This is a genomic window from Paenibacillus ihbetae, from assembly GCF_002741055.1.
GTDB lineage: Bacteria > Bacillota > Bacilli > Paenibacillales > Paenibacillaceae > Paenibacillus_AQ > Paenibacillus_AQ ihbetae.
Window position 1 is genome coordinate 1,935,793 of record NZ_CP016809.1, and the last position, 19,230, is coordinate 1,955,022.

Below are 19,230 nucleotides of genomic sequence, written 5' to 3' on the forward strand. Positions count from 1 at the left end.
GTTCGTCAAGACACTTCATGTTTTTTTGAAAGGAGGGGATGCCGCGTCTATTAAAGCCGTAAACTGCCGCTGCCGTGCTTCGGCCCTTTGAACCGTCGATCGAATGAACGACTTGAATAAACCAAATACCAAGGAGTGAACTCTTTCGAAATGACACTACATAAGACAAGAAAGGCTTTCACCGCACTAATGCTGGCGACTGTCCTGCTTGGAGGCACAGCCTCTTATGCGAGGAGCGCTCAAGCAGCCGCCCCGGATACCATTCAGGGGAAGGTGACGGAAGTCCGGCCAGCCCGAACCCATGAGGAGAAAATTGCCGAATGGGAGGCCTGGGCTGCCGATCATGCTTATAAGCTTGATTCGATTCAGCCGGTTGGCTCGAACGGCAAGCCAGACTCGTTTCAGGATTTGGAAATGTTAAAGCCGCTCCTGCAGGACAAGCGTTTCGTGTTCCTTGGAGAGAGCTCCCACGGCGTGGCCGAGTTCAACCTCGCCAAGACGCGTTTGATCCAATTCCTCCATCAGGAGCTGGGGTACAACGTATTGGCATTCGAGAGCGGGCTGGCTCCTGCCTCCATCGCATACGGAAAAGTCAGCGGCCGCAGCGCCGAGCAGACGATGAAAGATTCGATCTTCGGCGTCTGGTGGTCCAAAGAAACGCTGCCGTTGTTCGATTACATCAAGGCGTCGCATAACAGCGAGCAACCGCTTGTTCTTACCGGGTTCGACATGCAGCTGCAGTTCCCCCTCCTTGACGGAGGATGGCTGAAGGATAAAGCCCTCGCGAAGCGGCTTGCGGAAGCCGACAAAAAGCTGTCCGACTATTCGGCAGCAACGGACGCAGCCGCGTACCGCAAAGAGAAAAAACATCTGATCAGCGTGTACAAGGAAGCTCAGGAAGCATTGAAAACCGAGGCGAATCAGGCCATCAAGCAGCTCTACCCTGACAATCCGAAGCTTTCCCTCCTTCTGGAGAGAGCTTTAAGCGACCGAATCCGGGTAGCGGAGGAATATGTGGAGCTGTCCATCGAATCCACCGCTGCCTTGGAACAAGGGGATTATATGCCGTTCCTGGAGACGATGGAATGGCGGGATCAAGCAATGCACGATAATCTCATGTGGCTCGCCACCGAGGCATACCCTACGGAAAAATTCATCGTCTGGGGACATAACGATCACATCCGCAAGGCCCAAACCGAAGTGATGGGCTCCCCATACCCGGTTAAACTAATGGGCGAGATGCTGTCGGACGAGATGAAACAATACAGCTATGTGCTCGGACTTTATCCGGCGAGCGGCAAAACCGCTGACAATACGGGTGCCGTCCATGACGTGCTGCCGCCGGAGCCGGGATCGGTCGAATCGATTCTAGCGGCATCGGGAGCTCCATATACCTTCATGGATCTTCGCTATCGCAGCCATGAATCGGGTAACTCCTGGATGTTCGAACCCCGCTTCGCGTACAGCTGGGGCATGATTCCCGAGAGCCTGATCGCCCGGGATCAATACGACGGCATATTGTTGATCGATGACGTGAACCCGCCCCAATATCTGAGATCGACCGCTTCATCCAAAGCTTCGTCGCAGGACGAGTAAAAGAAATCGGCATTTTTGTATATCCTTATTCCAACACGAAATCCCTTAGAGTCCGGTTAAGAGAGTGCCATATACCGCTTCCCGGATTCTGAGGGATTTTTGTCCTCTCCCCGTCCTGAAACCAATGAAAAAGAACACCGCCCGAACCTATGGACGGTGTCCCTTAATCCTCTTCACAACTAGTGCAGCTGTTATTAATACAAATCAAACATGCTCACTTCATAGCCTTGGGCTTTGAGGTAATTGAACATTTGAGCACGGTGATGCTGGGCATGCGTCACGACCTCGATCAGCCATTTGGCTTGTGCCGAGCCGTGCTCCAAGTAGAATGGCTTCGTCTTTTTATGCAAAAAGTCGTCATCCGTTAGCCCGTTCATGTACGATTTCAAGTCGGCCAGCCCCTTGTTCATCCATGCGATCAGTTTTTCCTTGTCGCCGCCGTCCGCAGCGATGGCCCCTTCAAGCTGGCGCACCTCCTCTTCGGTCTTCTCCTGCATGATCAACAGATCGGTTCCGGGAACCGACACCAGATGATGCACGAGCTCGAGGAGCGTTCGCATATTGGAGGCAGGGCAGTAATCCCAATCCTCGTCCGAAATTTTCATGATGAGATTGGAGGAGGTTTTCACGATATGCTCCAGCTCCTCAAACAGCAATTGCTTCATTTCAACCAGATGACTCAAGGCGATCACTCCTATTTTTAGTTTGAATGATAAGGGAAAAGATACAGCGACAGTAAGGCGGAGCCGAGCCATCACTTTTTTTCGGCAAGCGCAGGCCGTTAACTCTTCGTTGCCTGGTAGCGCCGGCGCGCAGCTGGCTATTATGTTTCCATTCTGCCCTCACTAGGGCTATGGTACAAGTATAGGCTATAATAGTGACAACTATTGTCATAGTCATTCAAAAAAACGGAGCTGATTCCATGTCGAAATCCAAGCGGCTGATCGAACTGATGATGACCGTCAATCGGATGCGAAAGTTTACGGTGAAGGAGCTCGCGGACCAATTCGGCGTTTCGCCACGAACGATCCTGCGGGACCTTCAAGAGCTGAGCGAGCTTGGCGTCCCGCTATATTCGGAGGTTGGTCCGCATGGCGGCTACCAAGTGCTCAGAGAACGCATCCTTCCGCCGATCGCGTTTAGCGAGGAAGAAGCGGTCGCGATGTTTTTTGCCAGCCACGCCCTTCGCCATTATTTGTTCCTGCCCTTCGAAGCCGAGTCGTCGGCAGCGCTCCAGAAATTTTACTATTACATGCCGGGCGATGTGCGTGACCGGATTGACGAGATGAAGAACCGGGTCGATTTTCTAACCCATACCCGGAAACAGAAGGCGGCATTTCTGGGGATATTGCTGGATGCAGCCGTGGAGCAGCGGGTCGTCAGCATCCAATATGAGACCAAGCACGGCCTGTCGGCGCGAAGCATCCAGCCTGTCGGCATTTATGCCAGCAACGGCTTCTGGTACTGTCCCGCTTACTGCTTTATGCGCAGGGACTTTCGCTTGTTCCGCTGCGACCGCATGCAGGCCGCCGCCTTCGACGAGAGCGGAGTTGAGCCGCTGGATCACCGGCACATCCATCTGGGAAACTGGAGAGAACACGGGGCGGAAAAAGCCGTATATGTCCGAATGATTGCCGAACTGACGAGAGAGGGCGTACAGCGCTGTGAGGCCGAATTATGCCCCGTCCCCCGGATCGATGTGAACCCCGATGGAAGCGGCCGGCTCGAGCAGGAAGTGCCTACAAGCGAAATGCGCTATTTCGCGAAGTTTTTCCTCGGGCTGGGTAACGAGGCTGTCGTGCTGGAGCCCAAGGAGCTCGTGGACAGCATAAGAGATATTCTGAGAGAGCTTACGGAGAAGTATGGGTAGGGTGTAACCATTGATGAAATCTCGGGACTGCACGCCGAGGATTTATATGAGCAGATCGGCAAGGCAGTCAAGCAAGCCGAAAATGACCCCAAGCGTTAATCACGGCAGGGAGCCCTTCCATCCCGAAAGGGCTCCCCTGTATTAGAATATCAGCCATTCATGCTTGGAACCGCGGCTGCCGCCAGCGGGCTTTCAGGAGCTCGTCTGATACAACGGCACGCCTCCAAGCACGGTCTCGACGATACGGATCTTTCCTGCATGCCGCTCGAACATGACGAAATCTGCCCGCGCTCCTTCAGTAAGCCCGTACAGCTTCTCCCGTCCGATTGCTCTGGCCGGCGCGCTGGAAGCCATGTCCCAGGCTTCGGCGAATGAGCATAGACCCGATGCAGCAAGCCGCTGCACGGCATCGGCCAGCATCATCGCCGAACCTGCGAGCAGCTCGGGCTTTCGTGCCAGATGGAGCCTTCCTTCGGGGGTCAGCACCACCTCGCCGCCGATATGTGTTCGGTAGCTTCCCGGTGCCATGCCGCTTAAATAGACGGCATCGCTGACCAGCAGCGCTTTCCCCGCTTTGGCCCGGAGAAGCACCTTAATGACCGAGTCCGGCACATGATAACCGTCGGCAATAAAGCCGCACCACAGCTCATCCAATGCCAGCTGCTCCCACAGATAATTCGGGTGCCGCGGCAGTGTCAGATGCGCGCCGTTGCCAAAGTGGGTGGACATGCTCGCACCGGCCAGTGCGGCCTGGCGAATCTGCTCCGGCGTAGCCGCCGTATGCCCGATGGAAACGATGATGCCGCTCTGCACGCTTCGGCGGATCACCTCCGGTGCTTCCGGCCACTCCGGCGACAGGGTCAGGATGCGAATCCGGGAGCCGGAGGCATCCTGCCACCGCTGCAGCAGTTCCCAATCGGGCGGCCTGATATACCGCTCATCATGGGCTCCGCGCGGCCCTTCCTCCGGCGAAAGGAAAGGGCCCTCCAGATGAATACCGCCGATGCTCTTCCCTGTCAGCGCATCCTCCCGGCAGGCTTGATCGATGGCGCTTACAAGCTCTTCGATCTCCCGGTCGCCGTTCGTAATGACAGTCGGGTAATACGTCGTTACCCCCGTCTCCCACAAACGGCGCGTCAGTCGAATGATGGATTCGCTTGTCAGCGGGAGCGAGTTAAGGTCAATCCCGTACCCGCCATTCAACTGAAGGTCGATCAGTCCCGGCGCGATCCACACCTCTGCGTCGCCGCCGCGAACCGAATGCTCGCCATCGGCGATCAAAGCTTCGCCGCCATCGCTGCCACCTTGAGCAGGCGCTGCCCCTGAAATTTTGCTGCCAATGCTATCTGTAGACACTTCTGCAATGCGGCTGTCGGCATCTTCTGTAAATACCTCTGTAATGCGACCTTCGCTACCTATGGTAATTCGAATCCGTTCGCCGGTTGCATAATGGAGGCCTTCGCGGACAAGCGCCTTACTAGTCATGGAGACCTTCCCCATAGGCATCCCGGTCAAGATACAGCGTGCAGTCCGGATGACGCCTTAGAATACTTGCAGGGCAAGCCTCGTGAATATCGCCGGTTAACGTTCTCCGCACGGCATGCCGCTTTCTTGCTCCAGGAACGATGCAAAACAGCTGCGTCCCCGACATAAGCGCCGGTATCGTCAGCGTAAGCGCCCGCCTCGGGACATCATTCAGGCTGGCAAAGCAGCCGTCATTCACCTGCTGCAGGCGGCATGCTTCGTCTAGTGTGACAGGCTTCACGAGCGCCGGATCGTCAAAATCGGCAACCGGCGGATCATTAAAGGCAATATGCCCATTCTCGCCGATGCCGAGAACAACGATATCGATCGGCGCTTCAGCCAGAAGGCGGCCATACCGGTGGCACTCCGTATCCGCATCATTCAAGCCGTCGAGCAGATGCACGGCTCCAGGGGAAACCCGGTCAAACAGCTTCTCGGACAAAAAGGTGCCGAACCGCTGCGGTGCAGCTTGCGGAAGCCCGATATATTCATCCATATGAAAAGCCGTCACCCGGCTCCAGTCCACCCCCTCGGAACGGACCAGCTCCTCCAGACATTCATTCTGGGAAGGAGCCGCGGCGAACACCATCCGAATGCGTTCCTTTGCGGCCAGCAGTTCCTGCATCGCAGTGCGGATATCGGCCGCCGCCGCCATTCCCATCGCTTCGCGGCTGTTATAGACGCGGACCTTGAGCCGGTCCTTCACCTGCGTATTCACGAGCCCGAAAGGTTGATCGTGCATATCCCCACCTCCTTCATCTGTACACTTCCCTATTTTGGAGAACTTCTCCTGTTATCGCTAATTACCCTGCATGCAAGAATTCGCTTTGACCGATGCATTTCCCGACATGCTGAATCCTCCGCTATAATCCGGTTGATCCGGTCCGTTTCTTCTATATTGCAGGTGCCTTCTCCCCGATGCTGATGTCTTTACGCTGCCGCGCTGCCTCATAAGTGCCAAGGATGATCTCCAGCGAATGGATGCCCTCCGTTCCCGGCACGATCGGCTGCCGCCCTTCGCGAATCGCTCTCGCCAGATCTTCGATCTGCATGCGGTGCCCGTCCGGGATGATGCGGAAAGGCTCAAATTCAGGCAGCGTCACATCCTCGCCATCGATCTGCAGAGACACGATATCGTCTTCTTCGATTACCAGTTCACCCCGCTCGCCGCGAATCGCCAGCCGCTGCCCCTTGGCGTTCCTGGCCGTCGTCGTAATCTCCAGAATGCCCAGGGCTCCGCTGGCAAATTCCAGTGCCGCCGTCACCGTATCCTCCACCTCGATGCTGCGCAGTACCGCCTTGGCTTTGGCCGATAGGGAGGTCACCGGACCGGCAAGCCACTGCAGCAGATCCACCGTGTGAATGCCCTGATTCATCATCGCACCGCCGCCGTCCATCGCCCAGGTCCCGCGCCAACCAGCGCTGTCATAATAAGCCTGGTCCCGATACAGCATCACATAGGCCGAGCACAGGCTGAGTTTGCCAAGACGTCCTTCCTGGATCAGCTGCCGGGCGTAATTCGCCTGCGGGGACATCCTTCTTGGGAAAACCGTCGCAAGCCGCACCCCGGCCTCATTGCAAGCCTCGATCATGCGCACCGCATCCTCCAGCCGGATTGCCATCGGCTTCTCCACCAGCACATGCTTGCCCGCCTTCGCGGCGAGCACCGTCTGGTCCGCGTGCAAGCCGCTCGGCGTGCAGATACATACCGCTTCCACGTCGGGGCGGGCCAGCAGCTCCTCTAAGCTCCCGCAAACGTCCCCTCCGTACTTCTCCACGAATGCCGCAGCCGACTCAGGCTTCGTATCGAACACGGCGGCCAGCTCCGCTTCTTCCGTGCTTTCGATGCATTGCGCATGAATATCCGCAATAATTCCACAGCCAATGATGCCGAATCGTATCGGTCTTTGTTCCATTCGAATACACCCCGCTCTATCGATATTGGTTATGCCCGGTTTCCAGGGCGCTTCGGACGATGACACGGGCGGCCTCGTCTGCTTGAACCGTGCCCTCCGACGCTTTGTAAATATCACGGTGGGAGATCTGTCCCGAACCTCCCCGTATGCGGTCCAGAAAATCCTGTGCCAGCAGCTTCGGCGGAGCCTCCAGCTCGAGCGGCCGAAGCTGATCCGCATCCGTTAGGAGCAGCGCTTCCCGGCTCTGCAGCAGCGGATCTCCTTCCAGCCGGATCTCCGCCATGCCGGTCGTGCCGGTGATGAAGATCCGGCCGTCCCCCCAGGTCCAGCTGCCCGCCGGCGTGTGCCAATCGGCATACAGCTCTGCGGTGACGCCGCCCTCCATGACCACATGCACGGCTGCGGTGTCGTAGAAGCTTGGGTGCTCCGGCAGAATGTTTTTGGCCATATAACCGGATACCGCCTCCACTTCCCTGCCGGTCAGCCAGCGCAGCAGATCAAAATCGTGAACGAGGAGGTCATTGATAATACCGCCCGATTTCTCCTTGTCAAAATGCCATGCCGGACGGTTAGCGGGGTTCAGCCGGTGCGGCTTCCGCATCGCAATGTGGACAATCTCCCCCAGCTCCCCGGCCATAACCAGCTTGAGTGCCGTATGCATCGAAGCGCGAAAGCGCTCGGTGAGCATCATGCCGATCTCAATCCTCCCCCGCTCCATCACCGCCTGCAGACGGCGGAGACCCTCGCGACTCGTTACCGCCGGCTTGTCGATCATTACATGCTTCCCGTAGCTCTCGCACAGCTCGATCACGTCGATCTTCTCGTTGTTGACCGCCGCACAGCCGATGATGCCAACATCGTCATCTTCCAGCAGAGACCTCCGATCCGACGTGATCGCAAGGCCGAACCTTTCTGCCATCTCGCGGGCCAGTTTCGTGTTATCCGGTTCGTAAACACCGGCACATGGATACCCGAGCCGCTGCATCTCTTCGATAAACATGCCGATGTGGGCGTGCTGACATCCGATAATGCCATATTTGATTCCATCCGTCATTCCTTACACCTCCACAGCCCGAAGCCATGTTCGCAGCATCTTCATATCCCAGGCCAGCCGCTCGATCGGCGGGTACGGAGCCGCGCATTCCAGCGTAAGCCAGCCCTCATAACCGCTCTCCTTAAGCCCGCGGAGCAAACCGCCGTGGTCGACCCCGCCTTCGCCGAGACGGCACTGCAGAAAGCTTTCCTCTCCATGCCGGGTTAAATTTTTAAACGTTCCCGGAGCCCCGGCGCTCGCGACCCGCTTCTCATCCTTAATATGGACGTGGAACAGCCGGCTTCCGAGCCGCCTGACCGATTCCTCGCCGTACCCGGTATCCGCAATGTACATATTGCCGGCATCGTGAATGAATCCGACATTGTCCCGTCCGATCAGATCCGACAGGTGAAGCGCACCGTCTACCGTCTCCACGAGCGAGAGATTGTGGATTTCCAGCACGATCCGCTTCCCGGCCTTCCTCGCTTCGTCTGCACAGCGGCGGATCCAATAGGCTGCCTTCTCATAGTGCTCCGGCTCGGCCAGAAAAGCGTTCGGCCCTCCGGGGAACACCCGGATCATATCCGCCCCCAGCAGCACGGACCGCTCAAGCAGCTCCATGAAGCGGCCGTATTCCGCTGCGCAAGCTTCCGCTCCTGCTATGGAAAAGTGGCCCATATAGCCTGCCAAGGCCGGGATCGCAAGGCCGTGATCCTCGGCGGCGTTCTTGATTTCCCGGACCTGCGTAAGCGGCATGTCCGGATGTAGATGCGGCTCCCGGCAGGCAATTTCGATGCCGTCAAAACCAAGCGAAGCACTGACCGCCATCGCTTCCTTCAAATCGTAATCGATCAGCGAACCGCTGAAGGCGGCTATCCTCATTGTAGATCCTTCCCTTCCGGCGGCCGCCGCCCAAGGCAATGCCTCTGGCGGGACCGTTATTTGATGCCGGCCATATTGTGATTCTGCACGAAATATTTTTCCGCGAACAGGAACACCAGCAGAATCGGCACCAGACTGACCAGCGCCGCGGCAATCATCAGCTGCTCATTTCCCGTCCACTGTCCGGACAGCGACAGAATCCCGATCGGCAGCGTGTATTTCTCATTGGATGTCAGGTAAATGACCGGCGTCAAAATTTCATTCCACTTGCCCATGAAGGTGAAGATCGCCAGCGTCGCCAGCGTTGGCCTGGCCATCGGGATAAAAATCCGCCAGTAAATCTGAAACGGATTGCAGCCTTCCATCTTTGCCGCTTCCTCGTACTCTTTAGGTATATTCATGAAAGCCTGCCGCATGAGAAATATTCCGAACGGCTGGGCCAGCCACTCGATCACCCACAAGGGAGTCAGCGTATCCAGCATGTTCAGCTCATTAAAAATCATAAAGTGCGGAATGATGATCACGACCGCGGGAATCATCATCGTGCCGAGCACCATGACGAACAGCGCGCTTTTCAGCGGAAAACGCAGCCGGGCGAACGCATACCCTACCATCGAGCACGACAGCAGCGCCCCCGCAACCGACAAGCCCGCCACGATCACGCTGTTCACCGTATAGCCGCCGATATTTCCGAGCTTGAATACAGCCGCATAGTTCGACCATTGGAATACTTCGGGGATCCATCGGGGCGGAACGGTCGTGTATTCCCGATAGGTCTTGAGCGAGTTCATCAATGCCGTCGCGAACGGCACCAGCATGATAAGCGAGCTTATGCCGATCAACAGGTAAGCGATGCCTCGCCCCAGCAGCTTATACTTCATGCGAGCCCCTCCTTTCTGCACCAGCTGACTGCATAACGATCCTCGCCGAAGAAGCTGAACCAAGGAACTCCATGGCTCGAAGCCCCATAACCCTTCTCTTTCCTTCCGTAAAATATACCCTTCCACCGCAAACCGATCGCCGAAGCATCTTCCGTACAGACACACAAGATTTGCTTTGTCATTCGTAATGCACCCACTTCTTCTGGCCCCACAGCTGGATCAGCGTCAGCAGGAACAGGATCATGAACAGCACCCACGCAATCGCGGAAGCATAGCCCATCCGCATAAACGTGAAGCCTTCGCGGTACAGATACAGCATGAGCACCAGACTGGAATGGTTCGGTCCTCCGGCCGCGCTGATATCCCCTCTTCCCGTCAGGACGTAGATCTGCTCAAATGCCTGGAAGGTAGAGATCGTGCTCATGATCAAAACCAGGAAGGTGGTTGGCGAGATCAAAGGAATCGTAATGTACCGGAATTTGCGGAGCGCCCCTGCCCCGTCAATCTCGGACGCCTCATACAAGTCGCCTGGCACGCTCTGCAGGCCGGCCAAATAAATGACCATAATATAGCCGATCCCCTTCCACACCGCGATCATCACGAGGAGCGGGATTGCCAGCTTCGGGTCCTGCAGCCAGCCTTGACCGGCAAGGCCCAGCTTCTGCAGCAGCATGTTCGCCAGACCGAAGCGCGGATTGAATATCGCGTCCGCGACATACAGAATGACGGTCCAGGAGGAGATGACCGGTATAAAATGCGCCATGCGGAACCACTTCAGCCCCTTCAGGCGCTGATTCAGAGCAACCGCCAGCACCAGCGCGAGGAAGGTCTGGAGCGGCACGAACAGCCCGGTGAAATAAAGCGTGTTCCACAGTGAACGCCAGAACATCGGATCGTCCGCCATCCGGCGGAAATTATCGAGCCCCGTCCACTCAGGCGGGTTCAGCATGTCGTAATCGGAGAAGCTGAAGTACAGCGATGCCGCGAGCGGCCCCGCCACAAACACGATAAAATGGAGAATGTAGGGGGATGCCATCAGCAGCCCCCATCGTCCTTCATGGTCCCAGGTCCGTTTTCGGGCGGGTTTGCCGGGCGGTAACAGCTCGGCTTTTGGCTTTGTCTTATCGATCAGCGTGTTGCCCATAGTCGCTCCCGCCTTTCTTGAGCAGATCTTGCATTATTTTTTATAAAAATCGTCCAGCACCGTTTGAACCGCCGCATCAGCATCGCTCAATGCCTGATCAATCGTCGCATCTCCCAGGAATGCCCGCTCCGCGTTCTCGTTGAATTTGCCGACCCATTCCTCCCATACGGCGTTATTGTCCAGCGTCTGCGCGAATTCCAGGCTGTCGAGGAACGCCTTGCGGTTCGCCGGCTGCTCGCCCGCTTTCAGGAACACATCCGACTGCGCAACGGATTTCTTGACCGGCACCGCTTCGCCAAGCTCCGTCCACTGCTTCTGCACCTCGTCCTCGGTCGCCCAGTATTTGATCCATTCCCAGGCGGCTTCCGCTTTCTTGTCACTCGATTTCTGGTTGATGACCCAGGAGTTCGCGATCACCGGGGATACCCGTTTGCCGTCAGGACCCTTCGGCAGCAGCGTCACGTCATAGTTCAGCCCTGCCTCGTTCGCCGCCTGCACCCTTGCGTAAATGCCGATCCGCATCGCTGCCGATCCGCTCGGGAATACGGCCGTATTGCTCTGGAAGCTCTTCAAATCCACCGGGTCGGTAATGATCCCGCGCTGCATGCCGTCTACCATCCATTCGAAAGCCTGCTTGTTCTCCGGCGTGTTGACGATCGAATTCTCGGCCTTCTCGTCAAGAACTCCACCGCCGTACGACTTCATTACCGAGAACCAGCCCTCGGTAATACTGAAGAACGTCAGGCCGAACTGATTGACGCTTGCCGGATCGAAACCGGCATCCTCGGCCGTTTTCCCTGCGGCATCGACCGTCAGCTTGGCTGCCGTCGACTTCAAATCCTCCCAGGTCCAATCCTCGGTAGGATAATCGACGCCTGCCTTATCGAACAGATCCTTGTTGTAGAACAGCACGCCGACCTGGATGCCTTGGGGCACGCCCCAATATCGGCCCTCCGCGTCCTTGTTGAAATCCAGACCGTAATAATCCTCGGCCTTCAGATCGCGGACGATCCAGTCGGTCAGATCCTTGGCCGCGCCGCGCTGCGCGTATTTCATCACGTAGACGCCGTCGGAGAGCCATACGTCCGGTGCCTGACCGGCCGCAATCTGGGTGTCCAGCTTCTGGTAGAACTGGCCGTACGGCGCGCTCTGCGTCTTCACCTTAATATTCGGATGCTGCTCCTCGAACCGGTCGATCAGCTCCTTCATCTTCGCGTCGGAGCTGTCGCTGGAGTAGTAGCCCAGCAAAATCTCTACCTGCTTTCCGCCGTCTTCCCCCTTGGGAGGAGAGGCCGCTCCGCCCTCCTTTTGCCCGCCTCCGCTGCAACCGCTTGCAAACACGGTTACAAGCAGCAAAGCGGCAAGCCAGCTGTACAAGCCTTTTCTTTTTTTCACGATCGATTAACCCCCTGTCTTGATATTGTTATGGATTACTAGCATTGTAATGAATATCCCGGCGGCGGCCCATGTGCTTTCTTGACTCACTTGTGTATTCTTGCTCCGGGCTGCTGTTCTTTTATTTACAACTTGTGTTTTTTTGCTACAATGTTCCTTACAATCCACACTCCATAACTGAAGGAAGGCGGATCCATAGATGAACAAGCAGCGGATGTCCTTTGGCAATCTGACCATCAACCAGCGACTGTTCGTACTGATTATTGTATTCATCGCTCTTCCATTCTTTCTGCTCGGCAGCTTCTGGTACCAGTCCTCCACCGAAGCCATCGAGAAATTCGCCGTCGACACGAACAAGCGCATTATCGAGCAGACCAACGTGTCGCTGGATTCCTATATCAACAATCTGGAGAATTCTACGTATCCCTTCATCCATAATCCGCAGATTCAACAGCTTCTGTCCGCTGCGCACTTAACTCCCTACCAGTATTTCCAGCTCGCCAAGAAAGTCGAAGACGATCTGTTCGCCCAGATGATCTACGGCCGATCCGATATCATCGGCATCTCGCTGGTTGCCGGCCACCAACGGCAGATCACCGATTACGAACAGGCTCCCGGATTGCTCGATATGGCGGAGATCCGCAAACGCAACCTGTCCTATCTCTCCCGGATGGATCAGCTGAGCGACTTTCAGATCCTGGGACTGAGCAAGGTTGGACCCACGCCGTCCTTGACCATTGCCCGGAAGCTCTATGACAACTCGTCCTTTCTGTACAAGGGCCTGCTGGTCGTTGATCTCAATCTGCAGCAAATCGCTGCGATCTGCACCAATGATTCCCTGGGCGGCTTCAACGTCTGGATTATGGGAAGCGAGGGGCAAATCATGTATCATCCCGATTCCAGCCTCATCGGAACCAAGGTCGAAGAAAGTCTGCTGAGACGCTTGGAGAGCCGCGGCTCCTCCTCCTTCTTTCGCCACCAGGATCCCGTCTCTCCCGCAGAAAAGATGGTGATCCATGAGCAATCGCGGATTGCCGGCTGGACCGTCGTTGCCGATCTTCCGCTGAACAGCCTGATCGGCAATCTGATCATGCAGCGGAATTATTCCTTGGCTGCGGCCGCTGTGCTTATCGGCATCTCGCTGGCTCTCGTGGGGGGGTTCTCCCTGTCGTTGACACGGCCGCTTGTGATGCTGCAGAAGCTGATGGCCCGAGTGGAAAAGGGTGACTTTGTTCTGCCTGCCAAGACGCATTCATTCCGGAACAATGAAATGCGCGCGGTTTTCCATAGCTTTTACCGAATGACGGATGAGCTCAAGCGTCTGATCCGGGAGGTTCATACCTCGCAGCTCAAAGAGCGCGAGCTGATCATCAAACAGAAGGAGTCGGCGCTGCGGTCGATGCAATCCCACATCAACCCGCATTTTCTGTACAATTCCTTGGAAATCATCAACTCTTACGCTATCGCGGACAATCATATGGAGATCAGCCGCATGACGCGCGCGCTTGCCCATATGTTCCGTTACAATATTAGCCACGCCGGATCCATCGTCCTGCTCCGAGAGGAACTTGCGCATATCCAGGCCTATCTGGAACTTCAGCAAGCCCGTTTCCGCAAGCTTGAAGTCGAGCTGGACGTCGATGAACGCTTCGTCACCCGGGTCCAGGCCGTCAGGCTGACGCTTCAGCCGATCGTCGAGAATGTGTTCATTCACGGATATCGCGGCAGAAAGCCCCGGTATATCGGCATCAGCGCGCGGGCCGAGAGCAGCTGCTTCGTCATCGTCATCCGCGATGAAGGCAGCGGCATGCCGCCGGAGAAGCTGACCCGGATTCGGCGGGCTCTGCAATCGGCGGTGTATCCGGGAGGAGATCTGCATGCAGAGGAACCGCAAGGGGAAGCCACGAGCGGCATCGGCCTCATGAACGTTCATGAGCGGCTTGCGCTTACCTTCGGTTCCGGATATGGGCTGCAGCTGATCCATTCTGCGCCGGACGAAGGTACCATCTTCGAAATCCGTCTTCCCTATACTGCTGACGAGGAGGCTTCGGCATGTACAAATTGATGATCATCGATGACGAATATGCGATTCATTTGAGTCTAAGAAAACTGACGGAGGCGTCGGGTCTTGGGATTGAAGTGGTGGCTGAAGCGGAGGATGGCGCCGAAGCGATGAAATTGATGGAGGAGACCTCGCCCGATATTATCGTGACGGATATTTGCATGCCCGAAATGGACGGACTCGAGTTCATCCGCAGGGTTAGGGAGAGCCGCAAGCATACGTTTATCCTGATTCTGTCAGGTCACGACAATTTCGAGTATGCCCGGCAGGCAATGCGCAGCGGGGTGTCCGACTTTCTGCTGAAGCCGGTCGACCCTGCCCAGTTTCATGCGGCGCTGGTGAAAGCCTGCGAAGAGCTGGACCGCCGGGTGGAGCGATTCTCCCGTCAGACCGCTTGGACGCTTGCCCAGCAGCGGTCGAAGGCACAGCTCGTCGACCTGCTCTGGTCGGCGCAGGAGCGGGAAGCCTTGGCGCTTGCGGGCGACATGATCGCCCATTTCGAAACAGGCGGACCGGCGGATGTCAGTCTGCCGCACTATGCTCGAATGCTTATGCAGGAATTGCTGCTTTTGCTGGAGGAACGGGGATTAAAGCTGCCGGACGCGGAGCTTAGGAACGGCATGCACACCCCGGACATCGCGCAGGACGATGACAAGGAAGCCTGTCGACAGCGTCTTCTTAAGAGCATAAGCGAGACCATTTGTTGGATAAAAGGCATGCGGAATCTCGGATCGCATCACAATATCGTGAAAGCCAAGCAGTATATCGAGGAGAATTATGCGGCTGAGGATCTGTCCTTGCAGGAGGTGGCCGACTCGCTCGGGATGTCGGTGACCTACTTAAGCAGGACTTTCAAGAACGAGACCAGTATGAATTTCGTCAAGTATGTAACGCAGGTACGGATGGATAAAGCGAAGGAGCTGCTCGCGCAAGGCGGCTTGTCGGCGCAGGAGGCCGCATATCGCGTCGGATACTCGGACTATGTCCACTTCAGCAAAACGTTTAAAAAGGTGCATGGCCTTACCCCGTCGGAATTCCGAAAGCAGAGCAAGACCATGACGCAGGACCCGGCCCGATAAAGCAGGGTGCCATTTAGATTGGAACTGTTTGATTAAATCACAGATGGCCGGAAATTCGGAGGGCGACTCGTTCAGATGGAGCGTTACCGGGATTTGAACCAAGGGCCGCTCATTCGAATGGAACGCTATAGGAGGAGTCGGCCGGGTCAGCCAGCAGCGGCGAAAGCTTGCTGCAGCACGGCTGAACGGCCTATATTCACAAGGATAAATTTTTCACTAAGCTCCGGCCCATGCTGCTGCCCGCTCCAGCAGTCCGCTCACAAATGCATGCTTCTGATCCGAGTAGGATAACAAGGTCTGCGCACCGCGTTCAAGGATGTGCTTCTTCATGTCGCTGTAGCGCTGCGCTTCCTCGGGATGCTCACTCAAATAATCGCGGAGCAGCAGGTTGTTGTTCCAAAGCTCCCCTCGATATTGAACGACGTGCACATTGTAATCATGGAGGCCTCTTTGGCGAAAATATCGCCTTCCGGGAATACCGGCTTCGCCCAAATGCTCATAGCCGATGCCCTTCAGACGCCGGATGATCTCATCCGCTGCAACGGACGGGTCCTCTACACCCACCAATATATCGATGATCGGCTTGGCGGTCATTCCCGGCACGGACGTGCTTCCGAAATGTTCGATGGCCTTCGTCAACCCGCCGACGGCAAGCAGCAGGCGCTTCCGCTCCGAACGGTATAGTTCATTCCAGCTCTCATCATACGGTTCAAGGTGAACCGGTTCATCGATCTGCATCGTCATTCCTCCGATCAAGCTTGTCGTCGCTACGCTCGGTGCGGCGCTGACCCGAAGCGGACGATGTCGGCGACAGGCAGCTCAGGAAGCTGCCCGGTGCCCATTACCCTATCATGCCTTATTGGCGTTATGGCAGGCAAGTGGACGTTAGTGCACCAGCTGCTTGACCCCTGCCTGGATGTGCTCCGCATACCGGGCGGCCTGCTCCCGAAACTGCTGAGACGTCAGTCGGTCCGCATCATACATAGCATAGGGCGGGAGGAATTTCCCCTTGCAGCGGGTCATCGTGGCCTGAATCGGCCGCAGCAGCTCGCTGACCGTAAACCAGTTATCCCCGCCTGCACGGTACCCGTTCTCCGAGCCGCCTACCGTTGTGGCAACCATAAACTCCTTATCCTTCAGATGATTGCCGTCAGGGCCGAATGCCCATCCTGGTACCAATACATCATCGAACCATTTTTTCAAAAGCGGTGTGCAGCTGTACCAGTAAAACGGAAACTGGAATACGATCCGCTCGTACCCGAGCAGGAGCTCCTGCTCCCGCTTTACATCAATATGCCAATCCGGATATTCTTTATACAGATCGTGGATATGCACATTTTCTAGTCCTTGGATTGCATCAAGGAGCGCCCGGTTCGCACGGGAATTCTCCAAATTCGGGTGAGCAGCAATAACCAATATATTCATGCGTTCTCTCTCCATTCCGGTTAGATGTTGTAGACACCCTCATTATGGTTGCGACCGGGACGTTTGAAAAGTACGCTCTTTTTTCGTACATGGTCCGTTTTTATGTACCTGGCACGGTTTTAGACCGGCTTATTTCAGTCATCCGTTTAAAAAACTGTCCCGGCCTTTAGCCACTTAGCCGCACAAACGGCGCCCCCGATTGGAAGCGCCGTTTGGATGCAAATTCAAAATAAAATCCCTGGTTTATTACTAATACCAATACCCCTTGATTCCACGCTCAAGGCGGACAAGTGCCTCCAGATAATAATAATCGCCCCAGATCATATAATCATTCGGAGCCCGGTCCCCCCTTACATGGTACGAGCCATGCTTGAGCAGCCCTTCTGCGTCCGGCAAATCGATCGTGGCATAGCGCTCAACGAGTGATTTCATGCTGCGGTTCAGCGCATCTTCAAACAGGGCCCGATCCGGATCGGTGTCACCCATCAACTCCAGCAGCTCAAGCAGGCCGCAGGCCGTAATCGCCGAGGCCGAGCTGTCGCGCGGTGTGCCGTCCTCAACCGGAACATCGAAATCCCAGTAAACCACCGCATCCTCAGGCAGACGATCGATAAAATAACGGGCCATACGCTTCGACGTTGCCAAGAAATCGGCTTGCTTCGTATATTTATAAGCCAGTGCAAAACCGTAAATTCCCCATGCCTGGCCGCGGGTCCATGTCGATCCGTCCCGGTAGCCCTGGTGGGTGCCTCCACGCAGAGCATTTCCATTGCCGGTGTCGAAGTAGAAGGTATGATAGGAAGACCCGTCTCCCCGTACCAGAAACTTTTGGCTCTTGAGAGCATGCTTCATTGCCACATCATAATACTTGGCATCGCCTGTCTGCTCATGCGCCCAGAACAGAAGCGGGAGATTCAGCAGACAATCGATAATGATCCGTCCCCCATTTTCGGGATCATCCTCTTTCCCCCATGCCTGGATAACCCCGATCTTGGGCCTCCACCGTGCTAATAAAGCATCGGCCGCCTGGAGCGCAAGCTCGCGCGCAGCCCGGCTCCTTGTTACACGCCACTGCGCAACCGCGGACAATGAGTATAAAAATCCGATATCATGATGATCCAGCTCGATATGATGATCCAGACGATGCTTGAAGCTGGCTAAATAGGATTCGGCTGCTTCTTTATAGAACGGGTCCTGTCCAAACTCATAGGCGAGCCACATCATGCCGGTATAAAAGCCTTCGATCCAGTCGTCGTTATCCCCCCAGTCGTAGCGCTGCCCTTCGATGATGTGAGGCAACTTTCCAGGGTGCTTTTGAATATTTTGTTTGATTTTGACGAGGGCGTCCTCAATCGCAAACTTCCACATTTTACTCTCCCCTTGCTGATTATTCTGTCTTATATGACGCCCCTGTGAGACTTCCGTGATTCCATAGCTTCTCCAGGCGCAAGTTATATATCGGCGGATAAATGATAGCGCTTTCTGGTTTTATGATGTCTGAAGCCCCGTTATAGCAGAAGCGAGGAATTCGCATCTTAGCATCCTGCTGCTGTAGTGTGTCACACTCTCGCCTCAAAGCTGATTCATGGTGGTCTTGGGGTTAAAGGGTACAGCAGCAGCCGAGAATCGGGGCTCCATGATCTCGAATATCCACCAACTTTAAATAATTCAACCAGCCGTGCCATATTCCTGCTTAAGCTCATCAGCGGTTCGAGTTTATTTTCGTCAATTTCTTTTCCCTCATGGTACGATAAACCGTACTAAGTACATTTTAGAATCGTACTGGGTCTAAACCGGATATTGTGCTACATTACAATCATCAGCATTTCAAAAAAACGGGACGCTCGCCGGAAGGTATCTAAGCAGTCAGCATGCGTGCTACTGGGCTGGCTTAAACGGATATCTCCGCGGTTCAACTTATGATCGCGGGAGGATTTGAAGGGGTTAACCAATGTAGGGAGTGAAGGAATTTGAGCAGATTTGAGCATAGACCGCCTGAAACGGCCGGGATCTTGACAACCCTGCAGTTGATCGGCGGAAAGTGGAAGCCGCTGATTCTGTTTATTCTGCTTCAAGACGGAACCAAGCGCTTCGGTGAGCTGCGGCGGCTGCTCCCGGGTGTCACCCAGGGCATGCTGACGAACCAGCTGCGGGAGCTGGAGCAGGACGGACTCGTTGTGCGCACGGTATATCCCGAGATTCCGCCTAAGGTGGAATACTCGATTTCTGAGCATGGCAGGACGCTGGGAACGGTGCTTACGGACATGTGCAGTTGGGGATTTCAGCATCTGGACTACGCCGGGCGCATGGACAGCCGCGAAGAGGAGCAGGGCAGGAAGAACACCGGCAGCTCGTGACGCAAGATGCAAGCGGCTCTAGTCAGCGCTTCAAAATGGAGAGGCATACAGCTAAATGATTCTAGC

At 55.8% G+C, this 19,230-nt stretch carries 17 protein-coding genes; 5 read left to right on the plus strand and 12 right to left on the minus strand.

Features of this window, described 5'->3' with window-relative positions; all coding sequences use genetic code 11:
- Window positions 1-150: 150 nt before the first annotated feature.
- Complete coding sequence (locus BBD41_RS08805) at window positions 151-1,596, plus strand: erythromycin esterase family protein (RefSeq protein ID WP_099477306.1); 1,446 nt, start codon at window positions 151-153, stop codon at window positions 1,594-1,596.
- 194 nt (window positions 1,597-1,790) lie between these two features.
- Here BBD41_RS08805 and BBD41_RS08810 read toward each other — a convergent pair whose 3' ends face one another.
- Window positions 1,791-2,279 carry a DinB family protein gene (locus tag BBD41_RS08810; RefSeq protein ID WP_099477307.1) on the minus strand — a complete coding sequence of 163 codons (489 nt, stop codon included), beginning with the start codon at window positions 2,277-2,279 and terminating at the stop codon, window positions 1,791-1,793.
- A gap of 239 nt (window positions 2,280-2,518) precedes the next feature.
- Here BBD41_RS08810 and BBD41_RS08815 point away from each other — a divergent pair, with 239 nt between their 5' ends.
- Entirely contained in the window at window positions 2,519-3,466 is a 948-nt protein-coding gene (locus tag BBD41_RS08815; protein ID WP_099477308.1) for a helix-turn-helix transcriptional regulator, read from the plus strand.
- Between the two features lie 192 nt (window positions 3,467-3,658).
- Here BBD41_RS08815 and BBD41_RS08820 read toward each other — a convergent pair whose 3' ends face one another.
- The 8 genes from BBD41_RS08820 to BBD41_RS08860 form a co-directional block, all read right to left on the minus strand.
- The gene (locus BBD41_RS08820) at window positions 3,659-4,951 is read right to left on the minus strand and encodes an N-acetylglucosamine-6-phosphate deacetylase (RefSeq protein ID WP_237087037.1); all 1,293 of its coding nucleotides are present in this window, start codon (window positions 4,949-4,951) and stop codon (window positions 3,659-3,661) included.
- A complete protein-coding gene (locus tag BBD41_RS08825; RefSeq protein ID WP_099477310.1) occupies window positions 4,944-5,732 on the minus strand; it encodes a glucosamine-6-phosphate deaminase in 789 nt (262 codons plus the stop codon). The genes BBD41_RS08820 and BBD41_RS08825 overlap by 8 nt, the downstream gene beginning before the upstream one ends.
- A 151-nt stretch (window positions 5,733-5,883) precedes the next feature.
- Entirely contained in the window at window positions 5,884-6,906 is a 1,023-nt protein-coding gene (locus BBD41_RS08830; RefSeq protein ID WP_099477311.1) for a Gfo/Idh/MocA family protein, read from the minus strand.
- A 16-nt stretch (window positions 6,907-6,922) separates the two neighbouring features.
- A complete protein-coding gene (locus tag BBD41_RS08835; RefSeq protein WP_099477312.1) occupies window positions 6,923-7,960 on the minus strand; it encodes a Gfo/Idh/MocA family protein in 1,038 nt (345 codons plus the stop codon).
- A gap of 3 nt (window positions 7,961-7,963) precedes the next feature.
- On the minus strand, window positions 7,964-8,821 hold the full coding sequence (locus BBD41_RS08840) for a sugar phosphate isomerase/epimerase family protein (RefSeq protein WP_099477313.1): 858 nt from the start codon (window positions 8,819-8,821) through the stop codon (window positions 7,964-7,966).
- Window positions 8,822-8,877: 56 nt separating this feature from the next.
- Window positions 8,878-9,702, minus strand: a complete 825-nt coding sequence (locus BBD41_RS08845; RefSeq protein WP_099477314.1) for a carbohydrate ABC transporter permease — start codon at window positions 9,700-9,702, stop codon at window positions 8,878-8,880.
- A gap of 178 nt (window positions 9,703-9,880) precedes the next feature.
- Entirely contained in the window at window positions 9,881-10,846 is a 966-nt protein-coding gene (locus BBD41_RS08855; protein WP_099477316.1) for a carbohydrate ABC transporter permease, read from the minus strand.
- 33 nt (window positions 10,847-10,879) lie between these two features.
- Entirely contained in the window at window positions 10,880-12,241 is a 1,362-nt protein-coding gene (locus BBD41_RS08860) for an ABC transporter substrate-binding protein (RefSeq protein WP_099477317.1), read from the minus strand.
- A gap of 199 nt (window positions 12,242-12,440) precedes the next feature.
- Here BBD41_RS08860 and BBD41_RS08865 point away from each other — a divergent pair, with 199 nt between their 5' ends.
- Both BBD41_RS08865 and BBD41_RS08870 read left to right on the plus strand, forming a co-directional pair.
- Window positions 12,441-14,306: a sensor histidine kinase gene (locus BBD41_RS08865; RefSeq protein ID WP_099477318.1), complete on the plus strand. Its 1,866-nt coding sequence runs from the start codon at window positions 12,441-12,443 to the stop codon at window positions 14,304-14,306.
- Window positions 14,294-15,382 carry a response regulator transcription factor gene (locus BBD41_RS08870; protein WP_099477319.1) on the plus strand — a complete coding sequence of 363 codons (1,089 nt, stop codon included), beginning with the start codon at window positions 14,294-14,296 and terminating at the stop codon, window positions 15,380-15,382. The genes BBD41_RS08865 and BBD41_RS08870 overlap by 13 nt, the downstream gene beginning before the upstream one ends.
- Before the next feature lie 216 nt (window positions 15,383-15,598).
- Here the strand turns inward: BBD41_RS08870 and BBD41_RS08875 are convergent, their stop codons facing one another.
- The 3 genes from BBD41_RS08875 to BBD41_RS08885 all read right to left on the minus strand — a co-directional run bounded on the left by BBD41_RS08875 (window position 15,599) and on the right by BBD41_RS08885 (window position 18,175).
- Entirely contained in the window at window positions 15,599-16,120 is a 522-nt protein-coding gene (locus BBD41_RS08875) for a GrpB family protein (RefSeq protein WP_099477320.1), read from the minus strand.
- Window positions 16,121-16,267: 147 nt separating this feature from the next.
- Window positions 16,268-16,807, minus strand: a complete 540-nt coding sequence (locus BBD41_RS08880) for an NAD(P)H-dependent oxidoreductase (RefSeq protein ID WP_099477321.1) — start codon at window positions 16,805-16,807, stop codon at window positions 16,268-16,270.
- 249 nt (window positions 16,808-17,056) lie between these two features.
- A complete protein-coding gene (locus BBD41_RS08885; protein WP_099477322.1) occupies window positions 17,057-18,175 on the minus strand; it encodes a glycoside hydrolase family 88 protein in 1,119 nt (372 codons plus the stop codon).
- Between the two features lie 602 nt (window positions 18,176-18,777).
- On the opposite strand from BBD41_RS08885, the gene BBD41_RS08890 reads away from it, so the two are divergent.
- Window positions 18,778-19,164 carry a winged helix-turn-helix transcriptional regulator gene (locus tag BBD41_RS08890; RefSeq protein WP_099477323.1) on the plus strand — a complete coding sequence of 129 codons (387 nt, stop codon included), beginning with the start codon at window positions 18,778-18,780 and terminating at the stop codon, window positions 19,162-19,164.
- Window positions 19,165-19,230 lie beyond the last annotated feature (66 nt).

Excerpts from the sequence above, each read along its gene's own strand:
- BBD41_RS08820 (WP_237087037.1), bottom strand. The coding sequence starts at position 4,951 with ATGACTAGTAAGGCGCTTGTCCGCGAAGGCCTCCATTATGCAACCGGC.
- BBD41_RS08880 (WP_099477321.1), bottom strand. The coding sequence starts at position 16,807 with ATGAATATATTGGTTATTGCTGCTCACCCGAATTTGGAGAATTCCCGT.
- BBD41_RS08830 (WP_099477311.1), bottom strand. The coding sequence starts at position 6,906 with ATGGAACAAAGACCGATACGATTCGGCATCATTGGCTGTGGAATTATT.
- BBD41_RS08835 (WP_099477312.1), bottom strand. The coding sequence starts at position 7,960 with ATGACGGATGGAATCAAATATGGCATTATCGGATGTCAGCACGCCCAC.
- BBD41_RS08825 (WP_099477310.1), bottom strand. The coding sequence starts at position 5,732 with ATGCACGATCAACCTTTCGGGCTCGTGAATACGCAGGTGAAGGACCGG.
- BBD41_RS08805 (WP_099477306.1), top strand. The coding sequence starts at position 151 with ATGACACTACATAAGACAAGAAAGGCTTTCACCGCACTAATGCTGGCG.
- BBD41_RS08815 (WP_099477308.1), top strand. The coding sequence starts at position 2,519 with ATGTCGAAATCCAAGCGGCTGATCGAACTGATGATGACCGTCAATCGG.
- BBD41_RS08870 (WP_099477319.1), top strand. The coding sequence starts at position 14,294 with ATGTACAAATTGATGATCATCGATGACGAATATGCGATTCATTTGAGT.
- BBD41_RS08875 (WP_099477320.1), bottom strand. The coding sequence starts at position 16,120 with ATGCAGATCGATGAACCGGTTCACCTTGAACCGTATGATGAGAGCTGG.
- BBD41_RS08840 (WP_099477313.1), bottom strand. The coding sequence starts at position 8,821 with ATGAGGATAGCCGCCTTCAGCGGTTCGCTGATCGATTACGATTTGAAG.
- BBD41_RS08855 (WP_099477316.1), bottom strand. The coding sequence starts at position 10,846 with ATGGGCAACACGCTGATCGATAAGACAAAGCCAAAAGCCGAGCTGTTA.
- BBD41_RS08885 (WP_099477322.1), bottom strand. The coding sequence starts at position 18,175 with ATGTGGAAGTTTGCGATTGAGGACGCCCTCGTCAAAATCAAACAAAAT.
- BBD41_RS08865 (WP_099477318.1), top strand. The coding sequence starts at position 12,441 with ATGAACAAGCAGCGGATGTCCTTTGGCAATCTGACCATCAACCAGCGA.
- BBD41_RS08845 (WP_099477314.1), bottom strand. The coding sequence starts at position 9,702 with ATGAAGTATAAGCTGCTGGGGCGAGGCATCGCTTACCTGTTGATCGGC.